The sequence below is a fragment of the Methylocapsa acidiphila B2 genome, from assembly GCF_000427445.1.
Classification (GTDB): Bacteria; Pseudomonadota; Alphaproteobacteria; order Rhizobiales; family Beijerinckiaceae; genus Methylocapsa; species Methylocapsa acidiphila.
The window spans coordinates 2326140-2338629 of record NZ_KE386496.1 but is presented as its reverse complement, the minus strand read 5'-3'; the positions used below and the strand labels follow the sequence as shown (position 1 = coordinate 2338629).

The 12490-nt window shown below is 60.2% G+C and carries 14 protein-coding genes; all 14 read left to right on the top strand.

Annotation, left to right across the window (positions count from 1 at the left end; translation table 11 throughout):
- Positions 1 to 110: 110 nt before the first annotated feature.
- The 14 genes from nifE to METAC_RS0113405 all read left to right on the top strand — a co-directional run bounded on the left by nifE (position 111) and on the right by METAC_RS0113405 (position 12410).
- Entirely contained in the window at positions 111 to 1982 is a 1872-nt protein-coding gene (gene nifE / locus METAC_RS0113475) for a nitrogenase iron-molybdenum cofactor biosynthesis protein NifE (RefSeq protein ID WP_026607452.1), read from the top strand.
- A gap of 9 nt (positions 1983 to 1991) precedes the next feature.
- A complete protein-coding gene (nifN, locus tag METAC_RS0113470; protein WP_026607451.1) occupies positions 1992 to 3368 on the top strand; it encodes a nitrogenase iron-molybdenum cofactor biosynthesis protein NifN in 1377 nt (458 codons plus the stop codon).
- A 43-nt stretch (positions 3369 to 3411) separates the two neighbouring features.
- A complete protein-coding gene (gene nifX / locus METAC_RS0113465) occupies positions 3412 to 3813 on the top strand; it encodes a nitrogen fixation protein NifX (protein ID WP_026607450.1) in 402 nt (133 codons plus the stop codon).
- A gap of 9 nt (positions 3814 to 3822) precedes the next feature.
- Positions 3823 to 4293, top strand: a complete 471-nt coding sequence (locus METAC_RS0113460; RefSeq protein WP_026607449.1) for a NifX-associated nitrogen fixation protein — start codon at positions 3823 to 3825, stop codon at positions 4291 to 4293.
- A 30-nt stretch (positions 4294 to 4323) separates the two neighbouring features.
- Entirely contained in the window at positions 4324 to 4524 is a 201-nt protein-coding gene (locus METAC_RS0113455; protein ID WP_026607448.1) for a CCE_0567 family metalloprotein, read from the top strand.
- A 26-nt stretch (positions 4525 to 4550) separates the two neighbouring features.
- Positions 4551 to 4862, top strand: coding sequence for a ferredoxin III, nif-specific (fdxB, locus tag METAC_RS0113450; RefSeq protein WP_026607447.1), 312 nt, complete (start codon positions 4551 to 4553; stop codon positions 4860 to 4862).
- A 3-nt stretch (positions 4863 to 4865) separates the two neighbouring features.
- Positions 4866 to 5501: a nitrogen fixation protein NifQ gene (locus tag METAC_RS23595; protein ID WP_051335564.1), complete on the top strand. Its 636-nt coding sequence runs from the start codon at positions 4866 to 4868 to the stop codon at positions 5499 to 5501.
- Between the two features lie 357 nt (positions 5502 to 5858).
- On the top strand, positions 5859 to 6182 hold the full coding sequence (locus tag METAC_RS0113440; protein ID WP_026607446.1) for a HesB/IscA family protein: 324 nt from the start codon (positions 5859 to 5861) through the stop codon (positions 6180 to 6182).
- 10 nt (positions 6183 to 6192) lie between these two features.
- Positions 6193 to 6516, top strand: a complete 324-nt coding sequence (locus METAC_RS0113435; RefSeq protein WP_026607445.1) for a NifU family protein — start codon at positions 6193 to 6195, stop codon at positions 6514 to 6516.
- Between the two features lie 113 nt (positions 6517 to 6629).
- A complete protein-coding gene (nifV, locus tag METAC_RS23590; RefSeq protein WP_084143637.1) occupies positions 6630 to 7850 on the top strand; it encodes a homocitrate synthase in 1221 nt (406 codons plus the stop codon).
- Positions 7851 to 8606: 756 nt separating this feature from the next.
- Positions 8607 to 8939, top strand: a complete 333-nt coding sequence (gene nifW, locus METAC_RS23585) for a nitrogenase stabilizing/protective protein NifW (protein ID WP_026607443.1) — start codon at positions 8607 to 8609, stop codon at positions 8937 to 8939.
- 168 nt (positions 8940 to 9107) lie between these two features.
- Complete coding sequence (locus METAC_RS0113415) at positions 9108 to 9962, top strand: electron transfer flavoprotein subunit beta/FixA family protein (protein ID WP_026607442.1); 855 nt, start codon at positions 9108 to 9110, stop codon at positions 9960 to 9962.
- Positions 9963 to 9990: 28 nt separating this feature from the next.
- Positions 9991 to 11097: an electron transfer flavoprotein subunit alpha/FixB family protein gene (locus METAC_RS0113410; protein ID WP_026607441.1), complete on the top strand. Its 1107-nt coding sequence runs from the start codon at positions 9991 to 9993 to the stop codon at positions 11095 to 11097.
- 11 nt (positions 11098 to 11108) lie between these two features.
- On the top strand, positions 11109 to 12410 hold the full coding sequence (locus tag METAC_RS0113405) for an FAD-dependent monooxygenase (protein WP_026607440.1): 1302 nt from the start codon (positions 11109 to 11111) through the stop codon (positions 12408 to 12410).
- Positions 12411 to 12490: the final 80 nt, after the last annotated feature.

Here is a 12490-nt window from a genome sequence, read left to right as displayed (position 1 = left end):
GAATAATGACAGAGGCTGAGAGCGCTCTTCAACGCCGCGGCACGAAAATTGAAGCGCTTTTAGTCGAAACCGATCCGGCGCCTTTGAAGCGGGCGGATGAGGAGAATGACATGAGCAGTGTGTCGGCGACGGTCCAGGACGTTTTCAACGAGCCCGCATGTCCAAAAAATGCGGCGAAATCGGAGAAGGAACGCAAGAAGGGCTGCACAAAGCAATTGCAGCCGGGCGGGGCCGCGGGTGGATGCGCATTCGACGGCGCAAAAATCGCGCTGCAGCCGATCACCGACGTCGCTCACCTCGTGCATGGCCCAATCGCTTGCGAAGGCAATTCCTGGGACAATCGCGGCGCCTATTCCTCGGGCTCCACGCTCTATCGGACCGGCTTCACCACGGACCTGAACGAGACCGACGTCGTGTTCGGCGGCGAGAAGCGGCTCTATAAGAGCATCAAGGAAATTATCGAGAAATATAATCCTCCGTCTGTCTTTGTTTATCAGACCTGCGTCCCCGCCATGATCGGCGACGACATCGACGCGGTTTGCAAGGCGGCCTCGAAGAAATTCGGCAAGCCGATCGTGCCGGTGAATTCGCCGGGTTTCGTTGGACCGAAGAATCTCGGCAATAAGCTCGCGGGCGAGGCTTTGCTTGCGCATGTGATCGGCACGGTCGAGCCCGAATATACCACGCCATATGACGTCAATATCATCGGCGAATATAATCTGGCCGGTGAAATGTGGCAGGTCGAGCCGCTTCTGAAGGAAATTGGCTTTCGGATCCTCTCCTGCATTTCCGGCGACGCTAAATATACGGATGTCGCGAGCTCGCATCGCGCCCGGGCGACGATGATGGTGTGCTCCAAGGCGATGATCAACATCACGCGCAAGCTCGAGGATCTATACGGAATTCCTTATTTTGAAGGCTCCTTCTACGGCATTGGCGATATGAGCGACTCGCTGCGGCAACTTGCCCAGCTTGTCATCGACCGGGGCGCTCCGGCGGAATTCATGGACCGTGTCGAGGCGGTGATCGCACGCGAGGAAAAGCTCGCCTGGGACGAGATCATGTCCTATCTGCCGCGGCTGAAGGGCAAGAAGGTCCTGCTCATCACCGGCGGCGTCAAGTCCTGGTCGGTCGTCGCGGCGCTGCAGGAAGTCGGCATGGAGATCGTCGGCACCTCGGTCAAGAAGTCGACCAAGGAAGATAAAGAGCGCATCAAGGAATTGATGGGTGAGGACGCGCATGCCTTCGACGACATGTCGCCGCGCGAAATGTACAAGATGTTGAAGGACGCGCGGGCCGACATCATGCTTTCGGGCGGCCGGTCCCAGTTCATCGCACTCAAGGCCAATATGCCCTGGCTCGACATCAACCAGGAGCGTCATCACGCTTATTCCGGCTACAAGGGCATGGTCGATCTCGTCAAGGAGATCGACAAGGCGCTCTATAATCCGATCTGGGATCAGGTTCGGACGATCGCGCCCTGGCAAAACGCCGCCGATAGCTGGCAGGCCAAAGCCGACGCCGAGGCCGCGCGCGAAGCCGCCGAACTCGCCGCCGATCCGGCGAAGGCTGAGGCCAAGCGCCGTTCGAAGAAAATCTGCAAGTGCAAGACGGTTGATCTCGGCACGATCGAAGATGCGATCTCGACCGGCGCGCTGACGACGGTCGAACAGGTTGTCGACATCACCCATGCCGGTTCGGGCTGCACAGGGTGCCGGGGTGCGATTGGCGGCATTCTGGAAGGTCTGGCCGGCGGTCCGGTCGTCGAGCTGACGCTGGAAGAGCGGCGCGCGGTCAAGATCTGCAATTGCAAGGACGTCACGCGCGGCATGATCGAAGACGCCGTGCACGCCAAAAATTTGACTACGGTCGCGGAAGTGACCGAAGCGACCAACGCAGGCGGCGGCTGCACGAGCTGCTGCGATACGATTGACGACATTTTGTCGGAAATCGTCGCTCCCATCGCTGTCGCTGCTGAATGAGGTGATCCTATGGCCATCGTCGAGATCGGCAAGAAGGCCTGCGCCGTCAATCCTTTGAAAATGAGTCAGCCGATCGGTGGGGCGCTCGCCTTCATGGGCATCAGGGACAGCATGCCGCTGTTCCACGGCTCGCAAGGCTGCACGTCCTTTGGACTTGTTCTTTTCGTGCGCCATTTCAAGGAAGCCATCCCGCTCCAAACCACCGCGATGAGCGAGGTGGCGACGGTGCTCGGCGGTTATGAAAATGTCGAGCAGGCGATCGTCAATATTTCGAACAAGCAGAAGGCGCGCCTGATCGGCATTTGCTCCACCGGCGTGACGGAAACCAAGGGCGACGATGTCGACGCCTATATATCCCTGGTTCGGCAACAGCATCCGGAACTAGACGACATCGCGCTCGTCTATGTCTCGACGCCAGACTTCAAGGACGCCTTTCAGGACGGCTGGGAAAAGACCGTTGCGAAGATCATCGAAAAGCTGGTGAAGGAACCCGAGCCTGACGTCGCGCGCGATCAAAAAAAGCTCGTCGTGTTGCCCGGCTCTCAATACACGCCGGGCGATCTCGACGAATTGCGCGACATTATCGAAGGCTTCGGCTTCGAGCCTTTGTTCTTGCCCGATCTCGCCGCTTCGCTCGACGGGCATATCCCCGACGATTTCACGCCGACTTCGCTCGGCGGAATCTCGCTCGAGGAGATCGCCGCGCTTGGCGACGCCGCGCATTGCATCGCGCTCGGCTCTCATATGAAATTGGCGGCGGAAACCCTTCAGAAAAAGGCGGGCGTTCCGTTCAAGCTTTTCGAACGGATGATCGGGCTGCTGCCCACGGACGCGTTCATCGCGCATCTGATGGAGATCAGCGGTCGTGAGGTTCCGCTTCGGATCAAGCGCCAACGCAGCCAGCTCGTCGACGCGATGCTCGACGGGCATTTCCATACTGGCGGCAAGAAAATTGCTATGGGTCTGGAGCCGGACTTCTTCTACGACCTGTCGAGCTTTCTCGTCGAAATGGGCTGCCATATTACCGCGGCTGTCTCGACAAACGCGACGCCGATCCTGGAAAAAGTTCAGTGCGAATCCGTGCTGATCGGGGATTTGGAGGATTTGGAAAGGCTTGGCGCGGGCTGCGATCTCTTGATCACGCATGCCCATGGCCGGCAAGCGTCCGAACGCTTGCACATACCGCTCTTCCGCATGGGCTTGCCGATCTTCGATCGGCTCGGCGCCGGGCATATCACGGCGGTCGGCTACAGGGGCGCGCGCGATTTGATTTTCGATATAGCGAATATGTTTATCGCCAATGCGCATGTCGCCAGGCCCGACACCTGGTATCCGCATCCGGCTGAAGGGGCGGACAGCCTCGCTTCGCCGACGGTCGCGCATTGAATTCGGTTCGGGCGGGTCACGCAGGAAAGATTGTGGAGGTCGCATGAAGGTCGCGTTTGCTACTCAGGATCTGGTGAGGGTCGACGCTCACTTCGGCTGGGCGAAGAATATCTCGATTTACGACGTGTCGCCCGATGGTCATGAATTCCTTGAGACGATTGAATTCAATGGCGATCTTCAAGAAGACGGCAACGAAGACAAGCTCGAGCCGAAAATCAATGCGGTGAAGGACTGCGCGATTCTTTATGTCGCAGCCATCGGCGGCTCGGGGGCGGCGCGCGTCGTCGCGAACAATATTTTCCCCATGAAGGTCAAGGAGCCGGAGTCGATTTCCGATCTTTTGACCAAGCTGCAGGATGTTTTGAAGGCGCCGGCGCCGCCGCCATGGCTTCGCAAGGCGATGGCTAAGAACGCAGAAAAAGAGACAGTCGACTACGACGATTGAGGGCGCATCATGTCAGAGGTTGTAATTGAGTCGGCCAAGCCGGCGGCGATGGATAGGGTTTTCGTCAAGGAATTGGTCAAGCAGTGGCGCGCGCAAGATATGCACGGCGCTTGGGACGGGAAGTCGGATCTCGATCTTCTCGAGCCCTATATCGTGGATAAGGTCAAGCGGAAGGAAATCCCCCTCGTCGGCGATCCGGACCCGGAAACGCTGTGGCGCCTTGAGCTTTTCTACAATGCGATCGGCCTCACCATCGAGCGTTCTACCGGCTGCATGGTCTCGCCAATGATGAAAATGTCGCATGAGGGCTTCGGCCGCATGATTTTGATGGCCGGCCGCCTCATCGTCGTGAACAAGATGCTGCGCGACGTGCATCGCTACGGCTACGACAGCCTGGAAAAGCTCGCCGACGAAGGCGAGAAGGCGGTCGCCGCGGGAATCGAGATGATCGAAAAATATCCCGAAGTGGCGAAATATTAAGTTGCTGCAGAAGATCTGGAGGTTTGTTGCATGAGCGACGCGGACGCACTGAAGGCGGAAATCAAGAAGCTTTCGGCCAAGGCGATGCAGGCCAAGATGGACTTGCATGATCTTTCCGAGGAGCTGCCGATCAATTGGCAGCAAATCCTCTCTGTCGCCCAGCGCGCTCATGAAGCTTTTGAATTGTTGGAAAGCAAGCGGGCCGAGCTGAATGCGTCGCAGCCCGCATGAGTCGACCTTGTTGAAGGAACGGAATGATGGAAGCGAAGGGAACGCGCGACGGGCGCATGTGGGAGCCGGAGTTTCTGACGGCGATTGATCCGGAAACCTGCATCGGCTGCGGCCGCTGCTACAAGGTCTGCGGGCGCGACGTCATGACGCTGAAAGGCGTCAACGAGGACGGCGACATTGTCGAGCTCGAAGACGAGGACGACGATGATTTCGATCGCAAGGTCATGGCGATGAATGACATCGGCGCCTGCATCGGCTGCGGCGCTTGCGCTCGGGTCTGTCCGAAGGACTGCCAGACGCATACGAAGGCGGGTGAGTTGGAGGAAATCGGGGCCTGAGCCATGCGCGTCATCGAGGCGACGGATAGGGGTTCTGGCGGCGGGATGTCGACAGGCGGCGCGAGCCAAGGGGCCGCGCTGACCGGCGAGAGTTTCGACCGCCATGTCCTGGGGCGCGTGTTTCTTCTGTCCGCGTCCGAGGCGGATCGGCTAGGCGATCCTGTCTCGGATCGACTTGGGCTCGAGACCGACGAGTTGCAGGCTCTCGCCGATTATTTGGGCGTCGTCGGTTTGAGCGCCGACGCGGCGTCGCGCAACGCGGCGCCGGAAGACGAAGAAACCATGGTGCGAACTCTGCTCAGGCAGAATTGTTCGAAAGCTAATCCCATCGGCTCTTGGCTCAGCGGCATTATCGCCCGGCGGTCGCTGGAGAGCAATCATTTGTGGGAGGATCTCGGCCTCGCGAAGAGGACGGATCTCTCGACCTTGCTCCTTCGGCATTTTCCGGGGCTCGCGGAAAAGAACACCCGCAATATGCGCTGGAAAAAATTTCTTTATCGCGCGCTTTGTGAGGCCGAGGGCTTTTCGATGTGTCCTTCGCCCACCTGCGACGCCTGCGCCGAATTTCATATTTGTTTTTCAGACGAATCCGGTCCCTCCGCTCTAGCGCGTGCGAACCGCGACGCGAATGCAGGCTAAGTCCTGCCGTCCTGTCTCTGATCTTCGGGCGTCGCATGCGCCTAGTTGCTATTGGGAGATGTCTGGATGCTTGCCTGTCGCCCTCCGCTGATGGCCCCTGAATAGCAGATCTTCCGGCTCATCTCCTTATATCCATGCTGTAATCTATAGCGGCGAGACGTGAAGCGTGCGTCGACCCGTGGCGGGCGACGGCGTCGTATTTTCGCGCTATTCATGCGAGAGCCTGTCTGCGTTGTGACGCATGTCTGGATCACGACAGGCGCGTATGCTCGTGCGCCGAGGACGTCGGCCTGGTTCGGGCGTGGCACAAGACTTGCTCGAATAGGGCTTGTGAATAGGGTCAAGGAGGTTCGCTGCATGATTTCTCTCACCGACACCGCGCTCAGCGCCGTGAAGAACGCCCTCGTTCGTTCCGGGAAAGAAGGGGCGGGCTTTCGCGTCAAGGCCGAAGCAGGCGGCTGCGCCGGCTATAAATATCAGATCGGGCTCGATTCCGAGGCGCGCGAAGGCGACACGGTCGTGGACGCTGGCGACGACGTCAAGGTATTCGTCGACTCTCTGTCCCAGCCGCTGCTGTCCGGCATGCAGATCGATTTTGTCGAAAGCCTCGAAGGCGCGGGCTTCGTTTTCGAAAATCCGAATGCGACAAATTCCTGCTCTTGCGGCAAGTCATTCAGTTAAGGGGCGTTTAATGTTGAATTCCGCGCAGAAGATCGACGCCAAGGACGAAGCTGCTTCGCCGCCTGCCGAGACTGTCGCCGATGACGCCGCCATCGAGCGGCGCAAGGTGATCGAGGCGACGATCCAGAGCATTCGGCCCAATCTCCAAAGAGACAAGGGCGATTGCGAGTTGATTGACGTTCAGGGCGATAAGGTCTTCGTCAAGATGACGGGCGCCTGCGTCGGTTGCCAATTGTCCTCCATGACCCTCAATGGCGTGCAGGCCAAGCTTGTCGAGGCGACGGGGCGCATGATCCGCGTCATCCCGGTCGGCGGCAATTTGCCCCATTTGTAATGTTGCGCATTGGATGTCTCTTTGGGCGGGAGGCAACGGCTTCTCTCGCTCGTAACCGTGTCGCTTGAAGTCTTGTTGCTCGAAGTCTTGGCTTGGGACCGGAGTATGCCAAAATGGCTGTAAGGCCAGACGTCCAGTCCATCGCCTCGCCCGACGGCTCGTCGTCGATCGCCTTGAACGACACGACCTTGCGGGATGGCGAACAGGCGCCAGGGGTGGCGTTCACCGCTGGCGAGAAAGTCGCGATTGCTCGGGCCTTGGCCCGGGCCGGCGTATCGGAAATTGAAGTCGGCACCCCTGCTATGGGCGCTGATGAAATCGCGGCGATCAATGCAATCGTCTGCGAGCGCTTGGGGCCGACGCCCATCGCCTGGTGCCGCATGCGGCGCTCCGACGTCGACGCCGCGGTCTCATCCGGCGTGCCTATGGCCAATGTTTCGGTTCCCGTCTCCGATATTCAGCTTCAGGCGAAATTTCGGGCGGGACGTGACCACGCCTTATCCCTGATCGCCGATGTCGTCCCCTATGCGCGAGACAAGGGGCTCGACATCGCGGTCGGCTGTGAGGACGCCTCCCGAGCGGATATGGATTTCCTGCTCCATGTCGCCGATTGCGCGGCGCAGGCCGGGGCGCGGCGCATTCGTTTCGCGGATACGCTGGGCGTGCTCGACCCGTTCTCGACTTACGCGATGATTGAGCGTTTGCGGCGCGCGAGCGATTTGGAAATCGAGATCCACGCGCATGATGATCTCGGTTTGGCGACCGCCAACACGCTCGCCGCGTTGAGGGCGGGGGCGGGCCATGCCAGCGTGACGGTCGTCGGGCTTGGCGAGCGCGCCGGAAATGCGCCGCTCGAGGAGGTCGCGGTGGCGGTGGGAGTGCTCTACGGTTATCGAAGCGGGATCGACCTTCGCTGTCTTTCGGAGGTCGCCGAGCTTGTCGCGCGGGCTGCGGGGCGCGCAATCCCGGAATCCAAAGCGATTGTCGGCGATGCGGTTTTCACCCATGAATCCGGCATTCACGTCGATGGACTTTTGAAGAATCGGGATTGCTATCAGGCGCTCGACCCCGCTGTGCTGGGGCGCAGCCACCGGATGGTTCTGGGCAAGCACTCTGGAGTCGGCGCTGTGGTGAATGCGCTGAAGGAGCTCGGCTTCGACGCCTCTTTGGAAGAGGCCAGGATTGTCTTGAGCGAGATCAAGGCGGACGCGCAACGGACCAAGGCGGGCGTCTCCATGGATCGGCTCACAGGAATTTATGAGACCGTGAGCGGCTCGGAGTCGCGCGCGGGTCGCGCCAGGCCGCCTTGTGATGGATCGGCATTGCCGCATTAGGGAATGAGTTCGCCGGCGGCGTTTCGGCTGATCGGTCTGGGCAGCTCTTGGCTTGGTTTTCGTCGCCGCCAAGCGTCGGGCTGAACAACGCGGTTTACGTCGTCGCGGATGGTTGGACGAGACCAACTCCTTGTTGATCGACCGGAGCAGATGTTGATTGGGCGGCGATTCGCGCGTCTTTTTCGACGGTCGGGAAAGCAGAGGTTCGCTTGCCTCCGCTCGCTGATGCAAGCGTCATATGCGTGCGGAAAGTCGGTCTCAGTGCGACGTTTGGACGACGATTCTTTATTGATCGCGGCGGTTGCGTCGTGATAGGTGACGTGGCGGCCAACGGCGATAGCGCAACGTTCGTTTGAAACTTTGCGCGCGGCGGCTCGTTCTGGGAGCCTGGAAGACGGCGACCACGCTCGAAATTGGAACGCGCGCGGACAGCGACGCAAAAAAGTTCCGGAGCGGATGATCGCGAAAGGCTTGATGTCGCGACTTGGCGTCTGCTCGGCGGGCGCCGCTGTCGCGCCGTTTCGAGTCTGCGTTCATCGTCGGAGGTTCGGGAGGATCCGTTCAGGATGCGCGTAGCCGGCGTTCGCCGGCTCGCGGGTCGTTGACGCGACCCTGCTGGCGCGGCGCAAAATCGGCGACCCGATCGGATCTCTGCAGGATCGCGTGGAATAGCACGATGCGTGCTTGGTTCTGGCCGATCCCCGTCTACGGGCGCCCGTCGTCGAAGGGTTGATAATTCGTAAAGGACGCATCGTCATGAGCGAGACTTTGAAGGCTCTACAATCCATGTCTTCCGCGGAAGATTTCTTCAAACTGCTTGAGGTTCCCTACGATTCCACCAAGGTCAACGTTGTCCGCATGCACATTATGAAACGCATGGGGCAATATTTGGCGACCGAGGATCTCGATGGACTCCCCGACAACATCGTCAAGCAACGGTGCCGCGCGACGCTTGAGCGCGCCTATGAGGATTTTCAGAAATCAGATCCGTTGAAGGAGCGCGTGTTCAAGGTTTTGAAGGAAGCGGTACAGGAAAAGGCGCCGCCAGCGCCTCCCCCGATCGTGCCCTTCACCGATCTTTTGAAATGAGCGTCCAGGCTTCGTTTGCCTAAACATTAGACATATTTGCGCTTCGGCGGCTTCCGAAGCGCAAATTCCAATCGGCGATGCGGCAATCGCCCGGTCCGTCGCCAATGGTCCGGGACTTGCTGTTTTCATATATCAGGAAAAATTTTGCGCGTAGACGAGAGGCGATCGATGCATATTGTGGTCTGCGTCAAGCAGGTGCCGGATTCCGCGCAAATTCGCGTCCATCCGGTGACGAACACGATCATGCGGCAGGGCGTGCCGACGATCATCAATCCTTATGACCTTTTTTCGCTCGAGGAAGCTTTGCGTCTCCGCGATCGTCACGGCGGCGAAGTGACCGTAGTGACCATGGGGCCGCCGATGGCCGACACCGCCCTGCGGAAATGCCTGACCTTCGGCGCTGACCGCGCCGTGCTGCTCACCGATCGCTTCTTCGCTGGGTCGGACACGCTGGCGACCTCCTACGCCCTGTCGTTCCTTATCAAGAAAGTCTCTGAAAATTGGGGCGCGCCGGACCTTATTTTCTGCGGCAAGCAGACCATCGACGGGGACACGGCGCAGGTCGGCCCCGGCGTCGCGAAGCGATTGAACCTGCTGCAATTGACCTATGTGTCCAAGATCGAGAGTTTCGATATGGAGGCGCGCGAGATCACGGTGGATCGCCGCGCCGAGGGCGGCATTCAAGTGTTGAAGACCAAGCTGCCTTGCTTGATCACCATGCTCGAGGGCACGAATGACATTAGGCGCGGCAGCATCGAGGACGCGCTACGGGGGGCCCGCACCGAGATCATCACGTGGAACGCGGCGCAAGCCGGCATCACGGATTTGACCTTATGCGGATTGCGCGGCTCTCCGACGATCGTGAAGAAAGTCTTCGCGCCTAAGCCGCGCGATGAAAAAGCCTTCCAGATCGAGGTGGAGGGCAAGTCAATGAGCGATATTTCCGACGCCTTGATCGCGGAAATCGGCAAGCGGCAACCCGTGCTCGAGCGGGACATGCTCAAAGGGGCGATGAGCTATTGATGCGCATTCGTATTGAAGGAAGCTTCCTATGAACGAGAAGGCGAAAGCTCCAGCTGCGGAACCCAAGAGCCGCGCCAATCAGAAGAAGGAGCTGCCGGAGCATTTGAAGAGCTACAAGCATGTGTGGGTCATGCTTGAGCTCGAGCGCGGGGTCGTTCATCCGGTCTCTTGGGAGCTTCTCGGCGAAGGCCGCAAGCTGGCGGATCAGCTCAAAGTCGATCTCGGCGCGGTCGTCCTCGGCCCGCCGGGCGGAACCGACGCTTCTGTCGCTGACGCTTTCGCCTATGGCGCCGACGTCTGCTATGTTGTCGAAAATCCTGCCCTCGTCGATTACCGCAATGAACCCTACACGGCGGTGATGACCGAGCTCGTCCATAAATATCAGCCCGAGATTCTCCTGCTCGGGGCGACCAATCTCGGTCGCGATCTTGCGGGTTCTGTGGCGACGACCCTGCTCACCGGCCTCACCGCCGATTGCACCGAGCTTGCGGTCGACGCCGACGGCTCGCTCGCGGCGACGCGCCCGACCTTCGGCGGATCGCTTCTCTGCACGATCTACACGCTGAACTACCGGCCGCAAATGGCGACGATGCGTCCGCGCGTTGCGCCCATGCCGCTCTATCAGGCGGGCCGCACCGGTCGGATCGTCCGCCACGACGTCTCCTTGCCCGAGGACGACATCATCACCAAGATCCTGGCGTTTCTGCCCGACGGCAGCACGGACAAGGCAAATCTGCCTTATGCGGATATTGTCGTCGCGGGCGGCCTCGGGATGCAGAACGCGGATAATTATCTGCTGGTGCGCCAGCTCGCCGACGTGCTCGGCGGCGAATGGGGCGGATCGCGGCCGCTCGTGCAAAAGGGGTGGATCAGTTCCGATCGCCAGATCGGCCAGACCGGAAAGACGATCCGGCCGCGCCTTTATATCGCCGCGGGCATTTCGGGCGCGATCCAGCATCGCGTCGGCGTCGAAGGCGCGGATCTGATCGTCGCGATCAACACGGATAAGAACGCCCCGATCTTCGATTTCGCCCATGTCGGAATCGTCGCCGACGCCGCATTGGCGCTTCCAGCCCTGACCGAAGCGTTTCGCAAACGTCTGTCAGCCGCCGCCACGCGGCCCGCGGCAGAATAAAGGAGCCCACCATGGCGCAAGAGAAATTCGATGCGATCGTCGTCGGCGCCGGCCCTTCGGGCAATGCGTGCGCCTTCAGCTTGGCGACGCGCGGCCTGAAGGTTCTCCAACTCGAGCGCGGGGAGTATCCGGGCTCGAAGAATGTGCAGGGTGCGATTCTCTACGCCGACGCGCTCGAAGGCCTTGTTGGCGACTTTCGCGAGGATGCGCCGCTCGAACGCCACATCATCGAGCAGCGCATTTGGATGATGGACGACCGTTCCTTTTGCGGCGCGCATTATCGCTCGGAGGATTTCAACGAGGACCGGCCGAACCGCTACACGATCATTCGGGCGCAGTTCGATAAATGGTTCTCCCGCCGCGTCGTGCAGGCGGGCGCGCTGTTGCTCTGCGAGACCACAGTCGTCGAGCTCATTCGCGACGCCGACGGCAAGGTGATCGGCGTGCGGACCGACCGCGACGGGGATCCGATCTATGCCGACGTCGTGGTCCTGGCCGAGGGCGTGAGCGGCCTCGTTGGCGCGCGCGCGGGCCTTCGGGCGGTGCCGCCGCCGGACACGGTGGCCCTCGCCGTCAAGGAAATGCACTTCCTGCCGCGGGAGACGATCGAGGCGCGCTTCAACCTGCAAGGCGACGAAGGCGTGGTCATTGAGGCCGCCGGCACGATCACCAAAGGCATGACCGGCACCGGCTTCCTTTACACCAACAAGGAAAGCATCTCGATCGGCATAGGCTGCCTCATTTCGGACTTCGCCGATCAGGGCCAGACGCCCTATGGCCTGCTCGAGTCCTTCAAGGCGCATCCTTCGATCAAGCCGCTGCTCGCCGGCTCGGAGGTCAAGGAATACGCCGCCCATATGATTCCCGAGGGCGGCTATAAGGCGATCCCGCAGCTCTTCGGCGACGGCTGGCTCATTGTCGGCGACGCGGGCCAGTTCGTGAACGCCGTGCATCGTGAAGGCTCCAATCTCGCGATGACGACCGGCCGCCTCGCCGCCGAGACGATCGCCGATCTGAAATCGCGCCACGCGCCGCCGACGGCGGCCAATCTGGCGAGCTACAAGGCGCGGCTCGACGATTCATTCGTCATGAAGGATCTGAAGAAATACAAGAACCTTCCGGGCACGCTGCATAACAAGCACTTGTTCACGACCTATCCCCAGCTTCTGTCCAAGGCCGCTCAAACCTGGTTCAGGGTCGACGGGCTCGACAAGAAGTCGAAGGAAAATGCGATCGTCAAATCCTTCTTCCAGACCCGTCGGCTTAAGGGCCTTATCGGGGACGTGCTTGGCATGGCCCGTGCTTGGCGTTGAAGAATGACGATTTCGTGGCGGCAAGCCGACAGCTGATTATGTCACGGCCGCGCCGCTCACGGCGTGTCGAGCAAGGAGCG